Raw genomic sequence first — 14,977 nt, forward strand, 5'->3', positions numbered from 1 at the left:
GGTTCTCTTCTATCACTGTAAACCATCACTTGATTGCAATATAAATCAAAACAGGTTCATCTGGATTGCCATACACTTCAAAATCACCTGTGTAGGTCCGCTCCCCTTGTCCCGTGGCGGCCCATGCCCAAATTGTCTGCCATACACGGAAGACAGAAGAAGGTTCATGGGTTGCCTGAAAAATAGCGTAGCGTGCAGCCGGAATTACAAGTTCTTCAAGATCGTCAGGAGCTTGGAAATCCTCAGCCGCTTCCTTTCCGATAAAAAATGTATACTCGCCCAAAGCTCCATTTTCATAGTCAGTATAGCAACCATAGATGGAAGCAAGTCCTTGAGGACCTCTGATCCGGCCTGCCACATCCTCACCTACAAAACGTTCCCACATGTTTGGAATGATCCCGTGGGACGTTTGTTCCTTCTGATTATTTGTGCGTGTTTTTAGCCCAATTAAATGAATTTCACCTCGGTACTCTTCCCGAATGGGGCCATCAAATTGAAGCTCTGTATCCTCCACAGACCGCCATCTTTTCAAATTTGGTAGGTAATTACGCAGCATCGAAGTCGCTTCTTCTGCCTGCATTCCCTCTTCTACCAGGATCGGCACACACTGCTGGATCATTCCCTCCATTGTCAAGTCAGGCTGTACAAATGCACCTTCCTTGTAACAATACTTGCAATACTCATCTGTATTATGATGTTGTGCATCCGTCCCATATTGACCCTCATGCTCCAGTGGCATCCCGCAACTTTGACAAGCTTTATCCATTCTCGTAAATCCCCTTTCGCCAATTCGTATCTGGTATGCCACCAGTATAACGAAACAAACCTGACAACTATGGGTCAGGTTTGTTTCGTTATACTTTAGTCTAATAATTATTTTATAATTTCTGTTCTTCTTCATAATTAGACGCAATACGCAACGCCATCTTATAAATCTTATCTCGCAAATGGGCTGGTTCTTTGACAATCACATCCGGTCCGAGGCTTAAAATAAATCCGTACACCCACGCATCCTCAGGAAACGGGACTGAAACCGTGTAAATCCCTTCCTCCTGCTCGTTCAATGCTTCCACACCAAACCAATCCTCCGCCAGATGTCTTGAGGTGCGGTTAAATTGTAGCGTAAATGGTTGTACAGCGCTGGATGCCGTCATCCGCCCTTCATTCCACGGCAGCACTTCATTAGAAAGATCCCTGCGAGTGAAAGCCGTCTCTGTAACCACAGGCTCATTCATACGGGAAAGCTTGAACAACCGAAACTGCCCCCTGTCAGGACAATACGCATACACAAACCATTGTTGCCCTTTCAGCACAAGCGTATGCGGTTCCACATCCCGTTCTGTTCGGGCTCCTTCCGCATTTCGATAGGTAAAAGCAACCGTACGGGCTTGACTCATTGCCTCTTTTATCTTGATTAATTTAGCTTCCTGGACAGACTGATTTCCCCATCCCGAATGATCGACGATAAACTGTGTGGTACGGACACTAAATTGCTCTTTTTCAGACTCTGGTATAATGCTTTCAAATTTATGAAGTAACCGGGATACGTTGGGACCGCCCAACGACGAGGACAAACTCTGCAAGCCCATCACAATGTCCTTGATATCATGATCCGTCAACATACTACGATCCAGGCGATATCCTTCCATCAGGCCGATTCCTCCACCTGCTCCCTGATAAGTTACTACTGGGATACCAGCCAGACTAATCGCTTCAATATCTCTATAAATCGTCCGGATCGAAACCTCATACAAATCAGCGAGTTCTTTTGCTTGTATTCTATTTCTTTTCAGCAGCAAAATGACGATAGAAAGCAATCGATCAATTTTCATGTTTTCAAAACCTTTCACCCTTAATAAAAATAAACCATGAGTTCCTCATCATACCCCTGACCTTGATATTCCAAAGCGTTCTTTTCAATACCATAGGTTTTAAACCCCAATTTCCTATAAAGCTCGACAGCTGCTTGATTGGCAGCCACCACACTCAGATTGATTTGTTTTAATCCTTCCACTTTTCTACCTCGACTGATAACTTTCAATAAAAGTTTCTTAGCGATCCCCTGACCTCGGTAAATCGGTGGTACATAAACTCCCCAAATCGTTCCTTTATGCTGTGTCTTTATTTTGTATTCTCTTCTAAATCCGATCATGCCAGCCAGCTGATGATCCTTTGTAAATGCACCAAGTATGTAATGGTCTTTCTTATTTTGTATTTGGTTCACTACATCAGATAGCGAAACTTGTACAGCTTCCTCGTAGGAGGTTCCAAAAGCTTCGGGGTTCATTTTTAAGGCTTCCAGTCTTAAATTCCAATATACTTCAGCGTCTGCTGGCTCTATGTTCCTGATTATGATCATGGCTTCCCGTCCCTCCAAATGTTTTCCTCCATCTTACTCTATCTCTTATTTAAATTGAATCTATCATGCCTAGATTAAAATAACCTCAGATGCTAGATCCAGTCGGATAGAGCACCTGAGGTTCAAAACTCATTACGTATTATGACTCATAGCGTTTCAGCACAATGACCGCATTATGACCCCCAAAGCCGAAAGAATTAGATAACCCAATATTTAGTGGAGCATTGCGTGCTTCGTTAGGTACATAATCCAGATCGCAAGCAGGGTCGGGATTGTCTAGATGCATTGTTGGCGGAATGATACCTTCCCGAAGACTTTGAACAAGGGCAATTGCTTCGACACCGCCTGCGGCTCCTAGCATATGACCTAGCATGGACTTATTCGCGGTAACTGGAATCTGATAGGCATATTCACCAAATAGCTTGTGGATTGCCAGGGTCTCAGCGATATCCCCTACAACTGTACTCGTTGCATGGGCACTGATCACGTCCACTTCTTCAGGGGAGATGCGAGCCGAATGAAGGGCCGCTTTCATTGCTAGGTAAGCTCCGGTTCCTTCAGGATGCGGTGCAACCATATGATAGGCATCCGAACTCGCTCCATAACCGATGACCTCACCATAGATTTCCGCCCCACGCCGGGTAGCGTGCTCCAGCGACTCTAGTACCAGGATGCCTGCTCCTTCACTCATGACAAAACCGTCCCGATCCTGATCAAACGGTCGGCTTGCTGTCGAAGGCTCCTCGTTACGTGTTGACAAGGCAGTTGCATTTGCGAAGCTTGCCAAGGCCAATCGGGACACTGCGGCTTCAGCTCCGCCAGCAAAAATGACATCCGCATCTCCTGTACGAATGGTCCGAAACGCCTCTCCAATTGCAGTGTTCCCAATAGAACAAGCCGTTACAGGTGAAAGCGTAGGACCCATCGCTCCGAACGCGATACTTATTTGTGCAGCAGCCATATTCGAGATCATCATAGGTACCAGCGTTGGGCTAACTCTACCCGGACCACGATGTAACAGCACGTCCACATTATCTACCAACGAATCCAAACCGCCGACTCCTGACCCCACATAGACACCTACACGCTCCAGATCAGTGTGATCCAGTTCCAGACCAGAATCCTTGAGCGCTTGCTCTGCCGCATATAATGCAAACTGGGTAAATCGATCCATTCGTCTGGCATCCTTACGGCCCCACTGCTTTTCTGCATCAAAATCCTGTACCAGTCCAGCAATTTGTGCTTTTAAATCGGACACATCAAATGAATCTATTTTACGTATACCTGAATTGCCTTCCAGCAAATTGTTCCACAGCGTGCCTACTTCATTGCCCAATGGCGAAACGACACCCATACCTGTTATCACTACTCTTTGCATAAGCTATTCATTCCTCCTGCTCGATGGCTTACTTATAATCCTCATTTTACCCTCGTCTTATCCTATTACAAGTGTTTGTTTATCCTGGTATAATGAACACTACTATAGTAAGCGCCTGAATTAATTACTTCAGATACACTCATCGAATGGAGAGAAAATATCTAATGAAAACGGAAGCACGTCTGGAAGCACTATCTGTTTTTCTGAAAACAAAAAGGGCCCGCCTACATCCGCATATGGTTGGTCTTCCCCCTGGATCACGTCGCAGAACACCAGGTTTACGCAGAGAAGAAGTCGCTCAGCTAGCAGGTGTCAGTACAACCTGGTATACCTGGCTGGAGCAGGGTCGGGATATTAAGGTCTCTGCCTCCGTGCTGGATGCTATTGCTGCTACCTTGCAGTTGAACACGGATGAGCGTAAATATTTGTACGATTTAGCGCTGGAAGCCGGGTCTCATAACCTTCCTGCTCCTGAAGAACAAGCGATCATTTCTCCATCTTTGCAAAAGATCGTACAAGAGTTGCACTACTGTCCTGCTATTATTTCAGATCGGCGCTGCCATATTGTCGGCTGGAACGAAGCTGCTGCTCATGTTTTTATGGATTTTGCTGAACTACCACATGAGCAGCGCAATATGATCGAACTGCTATTTACCAAAAAGGAGTTTAAAAGTCTGGCTGTGAATTGGGAACACTTTGTAAAGGGGTTTCTTGCTATATTCCGCGCTTATTACGGGCAATACGTGACAGACCCCTGGTATGCTCAGTTTATACAAAACATGAGTCAGGCCTACCCAGAGTTTAACGAGCTTTGGAATCAGAGTGAGGTAAGCTCCGCTCCAGAAGTGCTCATTGAATTTCGTCATGCTAAGGCTGGCAAAATGTTATTTGACCTGACTTCCCTTCAGGTACAAGGCAGTGTCGATCTGCGTTGCAGCATATACACCCCCAATGCGCAAACTTCTACGGAAAGTAAACTCCAAAAGTTAATGGAAGGCAGCTAAAGGATTTTATCCCTCCTGTTATGAAGATATCTTTTTCCGTCCATACTACATCTACGATCTGTGCAAAATAGATGTCATATATGTGACAGAGCCAAGAGCTTCAACGGTGCTACTACTAGGAGGGAGGGAATCACCATGAAAGCCAAACCGACAAGTTCCCAGCACACACAAAGCCAAGCACCATTGCCTGTTCCGATACAATTTGACCGCAGCTGGCAGGACGAGCTGGACCAACGCCTGCACAAGGGAGGTCCTTGGGGAGATTGGGATCTGTATCAGCTGGCAATCGAGGCGGAAAAGGCCAAGCTGGTGCCGAGCTTTGATGAGCTTCAATGTCTTCAGCATTTGCAAGACCTCACTCCACTGCCCCATCAACTCGATACCGCTCGAAAGGTACTGTTTGAGATGTCTGGACGTGCCATTCTTGCCGATGAGGTCGGTCTAGGCAAAACGATTGAAGCCGGAATGATCCTTAAGGAATATCTGGTTCGCGGGCTGGCTTCCAAAGTGCTTATTCTTGTACCCGCTTCTCTGGTTCTGCAATGGGTGCGTGAGCTGAATAGCAAATTCGGCATTCCCGCAGTCGCCCAGAAAAAAGCGTATTCCTGGTCTTCCGAGGTCGTCGTGGCCTCTATGGATACGGCCAAACGGGAGCCACATAGTAACATCCTGCTAGATACCGATTATGACCTGCTCATTATTGACGAGGCTCATAAGCTGAAGAATAAAAAAACATCCAACTACCAATTCATTATGAAGTTGCGTAAAAAATATTGTTTGCTTCTGACAGCCACACCTGTACAAAACGATCTATCTGAGCTGTTTAATCTGATCACGTTACTCAAGCCCGGTCAATTGGGAAGACAAGGCGATTTTTCAGCCAACTTTGTTGTAGATAAACGTCTGCCCAAAAATGAAGACCAGCTCAAGGATGAGCTGTCTAAAGTCATGATCCGCAATCGTCGTGGAGAAGGTCCGGTTCAATTCACTAAACGAAATGTTTCCAACATTCACTTGGAACTCTCGCCAGAAGAGCAAGCGCTGTACGATGGGGTGACCTCTTTTGTCAAAGAACAATATCAGGCGAATGGCGGAAATTTAAGCAGCATGCTGTCTCTCGTTACCCTTCAACGGGAGGTGTGCAGTAGCCGGGACGCTGTGTTTGTCACGCTGGTCAATTTGTCCAAAAAGATGGCTCCTGACTCTCCCCTACGTGATCGTGTTTGGGACTTGGTCGCACACATTAAAGCGATCAAGGCCAATTCCAAAGCAGAAAAAGCACTGGAGCTCATCCGGAAGATGAACGAAAAAGTGATCATTTTTACAGAATATCGAGCCACACAGGAGTATTTACTAAACTATTTCCGGGATCGCGGACTGTCTGCCGTTCCTTACCGAGGCGGTATGAACCGGGGCCGCAAAGATTGGATGATGGATCTGTTCCGTGGTCGCATTCAGGTCATGATTGCTACAGAAGCAGGCGGTGAAGGCATTAATCTGCAATTTTGTCACCACATGATTAACTTCGATTTGCCGTGGAATCCCATGCGCGTGGAACAGCGGATTGGACGGGTGCATCGACTCGGACAGAAGCATGACGTAAATATCTTCAACCTATCCACTACCGGAACGATTGAAGAGCATATCCTGCACCTTCTGCATGAAAAGATTAATATGTTTGAGATGGTCATTGGCGGATTGGACGTTATTCTGGAAAAGTTTGAGAAAAAAGAATCCATTGAAAAGAGTTTATATAAAATCATGCTTGAGTCCAGTAGTGATGATGAAATTCGTAGAAAAATGCAAAAGTTGGGCCACTCGCTGGATTCCATCAAACAAGAAATAGCACAAATACGCACAGACCCGTCAGTCTCTCCAAATGTAGCAACCGATAAGTCACCTGGAACAAAACAGCTTAAAGGACGGCTAACAGGAGTAAGCTCAAGTGTTACCGAGGATTTGTTAGGCTTAGCAGGTGATGCAGTTCCTCCAACCAAAGCTCGACGCAGTGTGAAAGGGGGTCGCTAGCCTTGACTATGAATGCACAGCAAGTCCAGCGTTTTGTCCACACTTATCTGGAATCTACTGGGTGCAGCATCATTGAGAGGTCTCCCCACCATGTAACTGTCAAGCTGTCTCCAGAGGCAGATAAAGCCTTGACAAATCGCCCCTACTATTGGGGATACGTAGAGCGTACTGGCGTTCCAGCGCAAACCATGTCCTTCACATTCATCTTTGATGGGGAAGCCTATCGAACAGAACAGGAACGTTTAGCGGATCAGACGCTACCAGCTCCTGTAGCTGGCAACGCAGCACAAGATCAGGTCATGGGGCGCTACTTCGGTCATGTACCGACGTTACCGCAATTAGGGCCTGGTCGCATTATGCAGGAGGAGCTCCGATACGGAAGCCGTCGGCTGCATCAAATTTTTGAAGCTGCTCGGGATGGAGGAAAATATGTTTATTTGTTCGAGCAGCCGGATGCCCGTCAGTTGTCTGCCCGTTCTCCTGTAGTCTATGAAGCTTGGCTCAGCGTCTGCTACAAGATTGAGTTTGCCTGCGATTTGAAGCGCGAGGAACTTCATTGGCTAGGTATTTCACTCAAAAGTGGCACTATTGTAGCTAATTTTGGCACTATGCTCGAAACCCGGCAGCTCAGCCCGCTGCTGGCAGGCAATATGCATGTACAGCCAGCGCAGCTATCTGTCCCTGAGGCTTCCACCTCGCTTGAACGCTATCTCACCGAACAGCTCCGACAGCAAGATTATGATTGGGCTGAGCAGGCGAAGGAACGACTGCGCGAGGAGCTAGAGGTTATTGACCACTACTACGAAGATCTAATCAAGGAACAGAAAGAGGAAGAGGATAAAAAAGAATCCGTATTAGAGCAGCATCAAGCCCGTCGTAAAGAAATGGTATGGCAATATGAGCCAAAGGTACTCGTATCCGCCATTAACTGCGGCATATTTCATCTGCGGTAACTGATATCTCACGCTCCTTCGCAGGTTAGTAGCAGACATGTCGTCAAGTTGTAACATCTTGCTTCAGCCTACATCAGTTTCCGCTGCTGGAACCACAAGCGTGGTCAAGCTTGTCCCCTATGTATCGACAGCAAAAAGCGAACCTGGATACGACATTTGCGCCGACAGAGTGCAGCAGTCTTTTCATCGGACAAGCTGTATGCTAGTTAAAAAAGAATGCCTCCGTCGGCAAGCCATCCGACAGAAAGGTGGATTCCATTGAAAAAAAATCATTCCGGGCAGTATAGCGTAGGTATGATCGCAGCTGTGCTGATCGGCCTGTCCGCAATCTGTCCGTTCGCTTCCATTCATGCGGCTCCCTCAGCCGTTCAAGAAAGCAATGTAAGCTCAGCATCCAAATACAACGAAAGCTCCCATGTTCCTCCAATGGAATCCAGGACCCCTTCTACTTCTTCCACATCCCCGGGTGACGTTTCGTCCAAGCCTCCTACTCAGCAGCAAGGGGTGCCTGAGGACGTGAAACGGACAGCGAACGATACCGTACAATCTCTATCGTCGCAAGCCCCTTTTGCTTCGTGGAAAGACGCCGAGCTCAGCTACCATCCGCTCGGACCTGGAACCCATAGCTGGCTTGTTCAAGTGAACCATGCTGGAGAATACATTGGCTACCTGATTATCGGATCAGACTCAAACGGCGCTTATCAACTCAACGAATACGGGAATGGGCCAGGCGGACCTTATAGTATGGATATACTTCACCAATCCCTGAAGTCGCTCACAGAAACCGAATTTACTTCTATCGACAAGTTACAAATTACACCTATGTATGAGGAACCTCTATTAGCCTACTGGCAGGTACGTTCCTCTACGGGTAGCCAAATAGGTATTGATGCTGTTACTGGCGATCCGCTACCTGCAGAAGTAACAGATGGGAGCTGGAAACATAAGCTTCAGAACAACGCGATTTCTTCATCTATACCTTTTTTGAAAACTCAGGCCCAAGCAGTTACTGTCTCGTCTGATCCTTTCGATCCCTATGAGGATCTGGGCTGGCTTCAACCTAAGCAAAAACTTTCCATTCATGACACAGACCAATTTATAGACGCGCTAAGTAATTCACCGCGTATGATTTTTTCAGCCACAAGCATCAATTTTGCCTTTGGGGGCCCCTTATCCATTAGCGGGTATCAAGCTTGGATTTCTCCTGATCATCCGTCCGAACCCATTTTATATGCATTGACCTACCACGATGGACTTTCCCGATTTGTACCCCTAAAACAACTGTTGCCTCATGGTGAATTTTACCGTTTGGGTTCTTAGTAGTTTTAGGACCATTAAAAATAATTCGAAATTATCCCTAAACAACATAAAAAGAGACCTCAAATGGCATACCCCATGCCTCTTGTGGTCTCTTTGGCGTGTTTAACGTTGCTCTCTTCGCTCTCTGCGTGTGGATTTTATCCACATTTTCAGAGCGAGAGGCAACATTCCAAACCATTTGCTTACCCACGGCTCCTTGGCTTGTTTTTGGCTGCGTCGAACATCGCGCGGCGTTTCCATATAACGCACAATCCGCTCTGTAATATACGTCACCAGTTCGTCACTCTTCGCCATCCTCCATAACCTCCTTCATCTGACCTAACATTTCCGATCACCGTATCTTGGAAATACCAAATTACACGTTAGGTTCAGATACCACTAGCTTGCACAGTTTTCAGCAGCTCTAACCCTTGCGGGATAACTATGCATGGTTTCCCTTAAATGGAACATACTATCTTCAATATAACAGTTTCCTCAAGGCTTATTGTTATATTTGAAGACAGCTACGCTACTTTAGGTTTGACGCCTGTTATGCATGGTTTTCAGTAAACAATCAATTCGTCCATTGGAGGAATAGAACGTGTTGAATAAAAAGTTAAAGAAGATATGCCTGGCCGGGCTGGGGTTAAGTTTTTGCCTCCTTTGTAGTGCTGTATTTACCCCGTTTGCTTATGCAACTACTCAGCCTGAAGAGAAAAGCACTGAAATAAACAAGCATACAGAACCTCCGCTCAACCGGTCCTATCACGCTTTTGCCAAACCCGTGGTCCTGATAGATGTAGGTCATGGTGGTGTGGATGGTGGAACAAGTCACAAAGGACTTCTGGAAAAAGATATCAATCTTGCTATTGCTCAAAAACTATACTTGATCTTACGTTCCCAGGGTTACCCTGCTGTCCTGAATCGGGACAAGGACTACGCACTGAGTGATGATAACCGTTGGTTGCAGTCCAAATCGCGGCATCTTAAAGATCTCGCCCAACGTAAAAGCCTGACAGAGCAACTGCCTACTTCTTTGGTTGTCAGTCTGCATGTCAATTGGACCAAACGTGCCGAAAAACGCGGACCCATTGTGCTGTATCAGGATGAAGGCAGCAGCTATCTGTTAGCTGAACGGATTCAGCATTCATTAAACCGCTTATTTTGCATAAATAGACAAACCATATATGGAAAACCCTTTTATCTTCTGAATAAAATCCAACATCCCGCTGTAATAGTGGAAACCGGATTTATCAGCAACGAGCAGGACAGAGCCATGCTTTCCGGGGATCACGGTCAAAAAAGGATTGCTGAAGCTATTGCCGAAGGCATTATTGCGCATCTGACGGCATGGTAGTATTCGTGGCTGGGTCTCCTGTCCATCCCCATACATCACGCACCAGATCGCTAATACCGACAAATTGTGCATGCTCCTTTAATTTAGGGACCGATGAATGAAGCCCTGAGGAGGTATACATGCCGGACACGCCGACATGTCCAATCGTTACACAGGTATCGTGCTCTGCCAACCATTCGACCACTTTACTAAGTTGCCGATTCACATGAGCGAGTGTATGAACATCATCCAAAAAAACATCATTTCGCACCGGTGGCATTCCCTTTTTAGCGGCAAGTTCAGGCACCACTGACCAATAATTAGTACGGCTATCAACAAAAAATAGTCCATATTCCTTACAAACATCAAGAACGACGGACATAATGCGCTTGTCTGAGGTGACCTTGGAGCCCATATGGTTGTTCATTCCTATGGCATAAGGAACATCCTTAATTGCTGCTGTCACCTTGGCGCGTACTTCTTCATCCGTCATATTAGCCTTGATTGCTCCCGGTCCAAGCCACTCAGGCTTGCCCTGCTTGGGCTCCATTGGAAGATGGACGGTAACATCATGACCACGCTTATGCGCTTCCATAGCGTCCTGTTTGGTTGTTGGCAGGAAGGGCATGACAGCAACGGTGATTTTGACGGGTAAATTTAGAATCTCCTCGGTACCTTTCATATTGTTCCCTAAATCATCAATAATGACAGCAACCCTTTTTTGCTGCTGGTTCTGCTGGTCTATTGCTTCGGCAACAGCAGTTTTACAGATCATAAATAACATACAGACTGAAATACAAAGCACTACAATTATTTGCATTCTAGATCTTGCATGGTGTATAAGCGCATAAGACGAATCCTTCCGGCTGCGTGATGCCTTTAAGGCTTTTTTTATTATATTTCTCAGGTGCAACTTCCGTCGTGTACTCATTTGCGGGTCAGCCTCCTTCTCTGTCCCTTCATTGTGTGAGTAAAACCGTTTAAATATGTACAAGGCAGATCTGAGATATAATCTCTGATCTGCCTTGAAGTGCGCATAATAACGTATATTAAAGCTGATTACCAGTTTTTGTAGATAAATTCATCACGACCGGATTGGGCTCGATCTTCCTTATAATGTTTCACATTCTTCTTGTGATAATCCTGATGATAATCCTCTGCCGGATAAAAAATCGAAGCCGGAAGAATCTCCGTTACAATTGGCTTATCAAAGCGTCCGCTTTGTACCAACTGTTCCTTGGATTGCTGTGCAAGCTCACGTTGCTGCTCCGTATGATAAAAAATGGCAGGTTTATATTGTGTGCCTCGGTCCTGAAATTGACCTTCTCCGTCGGTAGGATCTGTTTGCGGCCAATACAATTCAAGTAGCTTTTCATAAGGAAACAGCTCAGGATCAAACGTAATCTGCACCACCTCATAGTGCCCTGTTGTTCCTGTTTTAACCTGTTCGTAGGTCGGATCGGAAATCACCCCTCCAGTATAGCCTGAGACAATACTATGAATCCCCGGCTGCTCCTCAAACGGAGTCACCATACACCAGAAGCACCCACCTGCAAAAGTTGCTTTCTCCATCTTCCATCCAACCTTTCAATAGCTTCATCATAAAACGTGTTACTTTCTATCATATCTTAAAAATTGAACTTATAAAAGAATTGCTCAAGGACTTGAATAAAATTCAAGTCCTTACATTGTCCTTCCTGGGAAATCTGCAATAACTCCGAAACATAAGAAAAGGCTTATAAAACTGCTACGAGAGCAATTCTATAAACCTTTTCTAAATGGATGCGGTCGAGAGGACTCGAACCTCCACGGGGGGTTAGCCCACACGGACCTGAACCGTGCGCGTCTGCCAATTCCGCCACGACCGCATATATATTTGTCGTCTATTTCAAAAGAATCAATCTTTCTTAGCGACAAGATAGATCATACCATGCTCAAATAAAGTTGTCAAACCTTTTATTTTTCTTTATTTATTCTTGATAAAAAAGGAATAATACGATAATATAAGAACATAGGTTCCTATTAACTTATGTTCTTTCACTTCGATGACTATGAATTATCATCACATTTCCCTAAGGCGGTGAATGGTAATGATCTCTTCGGATACTACTCAGCATCCATGCTCTCTTGTGAAAAGTTATCTGCTCCTTACCTTTATTCAAAAAGTATTTGAGCGTGACAGCCTAATTCTTGAGGAAAGCGGCGTGCTGAAAACCCCTGATCTTTATGTCGAAATGGTTAACGCAGGAATAGATCGTACCGGAATCCTGCTATCTGAAATCAAACATGAATTTAAGAAGTATCACATTCGTGTTCTAGACATCCAACAAAACCACTCCGGCGTTCACGCCACCTATATATATAAAGGCGTCAAAGAACAGTTCCGTATGCCTATGTCCGCATTCCGCAAAGAAATGTATGAACGAATGCGAGCTTATTTGGGACTCCCTACCTCTTTGCCTCATACGGCAGCTCTACCTTTACCAGAGAAATATCGCCCCGAATTACCCAATAACTCAACCCCCAAACCCCTACGCGTTGTTGGGCGAAGTTGGGTTGCATCCTCTTCTGCCTACAAGCATAAATCCCCTCGCCCTGCTGCTTTTGCTGCAAGTAAAAGAGCATAATCCCCGCACTACACGCAAAAAGAAGCTTCCGCAGGCACTAACTGTGCTCGGAAGCTTCTTTTCATAACCATCATTTGTTGAGATCAATCTATGTCCGCTATTACGATTATAAATTATCTGTATGAATGATTCGCTTTAATGTAACGCCTTCTGTACACGGGTAACCCCTTGACTTAGAGCATGTCCTCCACCAACTGCAGCAGCTACAGCAACGGTCTCCATAATCTCCTGATCACTGGCTCCTTTGGAGCGCGCCTCATTCACATGATAAAACGTACACACCTCATTGTTCGCAAATAAGCCAATACCTAGCGCAATCAGTTGCTTGGTTTTTTCATCTAAACTGCCGGCTTGAAAGCATTCTCCGGTAAAGCGATGATAGGCATGAACTACCTCGGGCAACTTATCTTCCAAATGGCTGATTTGATCCTTGTATGCATGTACTTTTTCGTCCATAACCGTCATTGACACAGCACGCCCTCTCTGTTGAGTTTTCCTTTATTACTGTGTCCGATTTAGAGTTTCTGTATGCCTAATGAAACACCCGTTTTTTAGCCAATCCCCATTGGGAACTCGTTTCTTAATCCAGATCTATCGGATTGTGTCGCGGCTCGCTGAACGGCTGATATGTATAGCTGCGATCCAACTTGACCACACGTCGATTCTGGCGGCGAATAAGCACCTGTTCATCATCCCATGCCAGTACAATGCCAACCACATCGTTGGACTCCAATCCATCGCGTACGACGCGTACCTTTTCACCAGAAAGTCGATAAGCATCCAATTCTTCGTCCATTATCATTCATGTCCCCTCCTTATCCATTTTTTTCAACACAACGGCCATAATTTTATAGCATGAAAAAGTTTAAAAAGAGACCTAAACGAATCATTTAGGTCTCTTTCCGCTTACTACTTATATGGATTGCCAACAGAGCAACAAATTATCCCGACTGATTTACACTGTGATCATGTTCTTTTGTATCGTTCTTCTCGTACCAGAAGTCCAGCACTTGTGCAGACAACACTCGCTGTTCTACATACTCCACTTGGTGAGCAGTAAATTCTTCTTTCCAAGAGAAAGACAATTCTTCGCATAGGTTAACCAATGTCAGCAACTCAGACCAGGCCACATAGCGTTTATACCAAAAAAACTGAGGATGTTCAATCATATAGGGATACAAATCGTCGAATTCCGTATGCTTACAATCCAAGGCGCGTTCAAAATGCACTTTAGCCGCTGCCAGTTTTTCCAGAAAAAACTGTTCGGTCAATTGTTCATTCCCCATGTTGCTGCCTCCTCTCCCAAACCTTATATATATTATAAGCGAAATTGATGCTCATGCAAAGGTTATTATTAGAAATAAGGATCCGAAGCTTCGAATTGTTACTATTCAGCAAACTCTATCTTACCGTCAGCCAATGACGAAATTTTAACCAATGATTCTACACGAATGCCCTGCTCACGAATGGTTCTCGCTCCGGCCTGAAACATTTTTTCAACCGCAACCCCGAATCCAACCAACTCCGCTCCGGAGCGTTGAATAATTTTAACCATGCCTCGTGCCGCATCGCCATTAGCGATAATATCATCAATGAACAAGACACGATCATGCTCATGAATAAATTGACGAGACAACATAATATCTGTGACAATCCCTTTTGTAAACGAAGGTACACGCTCACACAGCGCATCTGGATCAGCTAATAAAGTCTTTTTACGACGAGCAAATACCAACGGTACACCCAACTCCAACGCTGTCGCAAACCCGATGGCAATGCCTGAGGATTCCACGGTCACTACTCTGGTGATCTTCTCTTCCCGAAAACGGGCTGCGAACTCTCGTCCCATTTCCATTGTCAGCTCTGGATCAACCTGGTGATTGAGCAATCCATCCAGCTTTAGTACCTGATCTGACGCAATCACACCTTCATTTAAAATTCGTTTCTTTAATACTTCCATTCCATGACCTCCCACGGCATTCCTATGCGGTAA

The 14,977-nt window shown here is 45.4% G+C and carries 17 protein-coding genes and 1 tRNA gene; 6 read left to right on the forward strand and 12 right to left on the reverse strand.

Annotated elements, in window-relative coordinates:
* Positions 1 to 25: 25 nt before the first annotated feature.
* From G9G57_RS16965 to fabF, 4 genes are all read right to left on the reverse strand, one after another.
* Positions 26 to 766: a zinc ribbon domain-containing protein gene (locus G9G57_RS16965; RefSeq protein ID WP_017425816.1), complete on the reverse strand. Its 741-nt coding sequence runs from the start codon at positions 764 to 766 to the stop codon at positions 26 to 28.
* Between the two features lie 112 nt (positions 767 to 878).
* Positions 879 to 1,832, reverse strand: coding sequence for a helix-turn-helix transcriptional regulator (locus G9G57_RS16970; protein WP_164965286.1), 954 nt, complete (start codon positions 1,830 to 1,832; stop codon positions 879 to 881).
* 20 nt (positions 1,833 to 1,852) lie between these two features.
* Entirely contained in the window at positions 1,853 to 2,377 is a 525-nt protein-coding gene (locus tag G9G57_RS16975; protein WP_238799311.1) for a GNAT family N-acetyltransferase, read from the reverse strand.
* Between the two features lie 121 nt (positions 2,378 to 2,498).
* Positions 2,499 to 3,737: a beta-ketoacyl-ACP synthase II gene (gene fabF, locus G9G57_RS16980; RefSeq protein ID WP_164965287.1), complete on the reverse strand. Its 1,239-nt coding sequence runs from the start codon at positions 3,735 to 3,737 to the stop codon at positions 2,499 to 2,501.
* A 164-nt stretch (positions 3,738 to 3,901) separates the two neighbouring features.
* Between fabF and G9G57_RS16985 the strand changes: the two genes are divergently transcribed.
* From G9G57_RS16985 to G9G57_RS17000, 4 genes are all read left to right on the forward strand, one after another.
* Positions 3,902 to 4,741, forward strand: coding sequence for a helix-turn-helix transcriptional regulator (locus G9G57_RS16985; RefSeq protein ID WP_107734300.1), 840 nt, complete (start codon positions 3,902 to 3,904; stop codon positions 4,739 to 4,741).
* A 135-nt stretch (positions 4,742 to 4,876) separates the two neighbouring features.
* Complete coding sequence (locus tag G9G57_RS16990; RefSeq protein ID WP_102997840.1) at positions 4,877 to 6,769, forward strand: DEAD/DEAH box helicase; 1,893 nt, start codon at positions 4,877 to 4,879, stop codon at positions 6,767 to 6,769.
* A 2-nt stretch (positions 6,770 to 6,771) separates the two neighbouring features.
* The gene (locus G9G57_RS16995) at positions 6,772 to 7,722 is read left to right on the forward strand and encodes a YqhG family protein (RefSeq protein WP_117289699.1); all 951 of its coding nucleotides are present in this window, start codon (positions 6,772 to 6,774) and stop codon (positions 7,720 to 7,722) included.
* Between the two features lie 258 nt (positions 7,723 to 7,980).
* Positions 7,981 to 9,042, forward strand: a complete 1,062-nt coding sequence (locus G9G57_RS17000) for a hypothetical protein (RefSeq protein WP_117289701.1) — start codon at positions 7,981 to 7,983, stop codon at positions 9,040 to 9,042.
* 102 nt (positions 9,043 to 9,144) lie between these two features.
* Here the strand turns inward: G9G57_RS17000 and G9G57_RS17005 are convergent, their stop codons facing one another.
* Positions 9,145 to 9,336 (reverse strand): YqzE family protein, encoded by a 192-nt coding sequence (locus G9G57_RS17005; RefSeq protein WP_016819149.1) that lies wholly within the window; start codon positions 9,334 to 9,336, stop codon positions 9,145 to 9,147.
* 286 nt (positions 9,337 to 9,622) lie between these two features.
* On the opposite strand from G9G57_RS17005, the gene G9G57_RS17010 reads away from it, so the two are divergent.
* Entirely contained in the window at positions 9,623 to 10,378 is a 756-nt protein-coding gene (locus tag G9G57_RS17010; RefSeq protein WP_117289703.1) for an N-acetylmuramoyl-L-alanine amidase, read from the forward strand.
* Here the strand turns inward: G9G57_RS17010 and G9G57_RS17015 are convergent.
* From G9G57_RS17015 to G9G57_RS17025, 3 genes are all read right to left on the reverse strand, one after another.
* Complete coding sequence (locus G9G57_RS17015) at positions 10,353 to 11,288, reverse strand: divergent polysaccharide deacetylase family protein (protein ID WP_117289705.1); 936 nt, start codon at positions 11,286 to 11,288, stop codon at positions 10,353 to 10,355. The two genes, G9G57_RS17010 and G9G57_RS17015, sit on opposite strands and share 26 nt — an antisense overlap.
* Before the next feature lie 128 nt (positions 11,289 to 11,416).
* Positions 11,417 to 11,929, reverse strand: coding sequence for a peptide-methionine (S)-S-oxide reductase MsrA (gene msrA, locus G9G57_RS17020; protein ID WP_117289707.1), 513 nt, complete (start codon positions 11,927 to 11,929; stop codon positions 11,417 to 11,419).
* Between the two features lie 211 nt (positions 11,930 to 12,140).
* A tRNA-Leu gene (locus tag G9G57_RS17025) sits at positions 12,141 to 12,225 on the reverse strand.
* 222 nt (positions 12,226 to 12,447) lie between these two features.
* On the opposite strand from G9G57_RS17025, the gene G9G57_RS17030 reads away from it, so the two are divergent.
* Positions 12,448 to 12,984 (forward strand): hypothetical protein, encoded by a 537-nt coding sequence (locus G9G57_RS17030; protein WP_019686921.1) that lies wholly within the window; start codon positions 12,448 to 12,450, stop codon positions 12,982 to 12,984.
* 135 nt (positions 12,985 to 13,119) lie between these two features.
* On the opposite strand, the gene G9G57_RS17035 is transcribed toward G9G57_RS17030, so the two are convergent.
* From G9G57_RS17035 to G9G57_RS17050, 4 genes are all read right to left on the reverse strand, one after another.
* Positions 13,120 to 13,449, reverse strand: coding sequence for a carboxymuconolactone decarboxylase family protein (locus G9G57_RS17035; RefSeq protein WP_016819756.1), 330 nt, complete (start codon positions 13,447 to 13,449; stop codon positions 13,120 to 13,122).
* 115 nt (positions 13,450 to 13,564) lie between these two features.
* Positions 13,565 to 13,786 (reverse strand): hypothetical protein, encoded by a 222-nt coding sequence (locus G9G57_RS17040; RefSeq protein WP_016819755.1) that lies wholly within the window; start codon positions 13,784 to 13,786, stop codon positions 13,565 to 13,567.
* Between the two features lie 139 nt (positions 13,787 to 13,925).
* Complete coding sequence (locus tag G9G57_RS17045) at positions 13,926 to 14,270, reverse strand: hypothetical protein (protein ID WP_013370520.1); 345 nt, start codon at positions 14,268 to 14,270, stop codon at positions 13,926 to 13,928.
* A gap of 101 nt (positions 14,271 to 14,371) precedes the next feature.
* The gene (locus tag G9G57_RS17050) at positions 14,372 to 14,944 is read right to left on the reverse strand and encodes a xanthine phosphoribosyltransferase (protein ID WP_016819754.1); all 573 of its coding nucleotides are present in this window, start codon (positions 14,942 to 14,944) and stop codon (positions 14,372 to 14,374) included.
* Positions 14,945 to 14,977 lie beyond the last annotated feature (33 nt).

The sequence above is a fragment of the Paenibacillus sp. EKM211P genome, from assembly GCF_011066175.1.
GTDB classification, from domain to species: Bacteria; Bacillota; Bacilli; order Paenibacillales; family Paenibacillaceae; genus Paenibacillus; species Paenibacillus polymyxa.

Coding starts and splice junctions, on each gene's coding strand:
- G9G57_RS16965 (WP_017425816.1), bottom strand. CDS start 766: ATGGATAAAGCTTGTCAAAGTTGCGGGATGCCACTGGAGCATGAGGGT.
- G9G57_RS16970 (WP_164965286.1), bottom strand. CDS start 1,832: ATGAAAATTGATCGATTGCTTTCTATCGTCATTTTGCTGCTGAAAAGA.
- fabF (WP_164965287.1), bottom strand. CDS start 3,737: ATGCAAAGAGTAGTGATAACAGGTATGGGTGTCGTTTCGCCATTGGGC.
- G9G57_RS16985 (WP_107734300.1), top strand. CDS start 3,902: ATGAAAACGGAAGCACGTCTGGAAGCACTATCTGTTTTTCTGAAAACA.
- G9G57_RS16990 (WP_102997840.1), top strand. CDS start 4,877: ATGAAAGCCAAACCGACAAGTTCCCAGCACACACAAAGCCAAGCACCA.
- G9G57_RS17005 (WP_016819149.1), bottom strand. CDS start 9,336: ATGGCGAAGAGTGACGAACTGGTGACGTATATTACAGAGCGGATTGTG.
- G9G57_RS17015 (WP_117289705.1), bottom strand. CDS start 11,288: ATGAGTACACGACGGAAGTTGCACCTGAGAAATATAATAAAAAAAGCC.
- msrA (WP_117289707.1), bottom strand. CDS start 11,929: ATGGAGAAAGCAACTTTTGCAGGTGGGTGCTTCTGGTGTATGGTGACT.
- G9G57_RS17030 (WP_019686921.1), top strand. CDS start 12,448: ATGATCTCTTCGGATACTACTCAGCATCCATGCTCTCTTGTGAAAAGT.
- G9G57_RS17035 (WP_016819756.1), bottom strand. CDS start 13,449: ATGACGGTTATGGACGAAAAAGTACATGCATACAAGGATCAAATCAGC.
- G9G57_RS17040 (WP_016819755.1), bottom strand. CDS start 13,786: ATGATAATGGACGAAGAATTGGATGCTTATCGACTTTCTGGTGAAAAG.
- G9G57_RS17045 (WP_013370520.1), bottom strand. CDS start 14,270: ATGGGGAATGAACAATTGACCGAACAGTTTTTTCTGGAAAAACTGGCA.
- G9G57_RS17050 (WP_016819754.1), bottom strand. CDS start 14,944: ATGGAAGTATTAAAGAAACGAATTTTAAATGAAGGTGTGATTGCGTCA.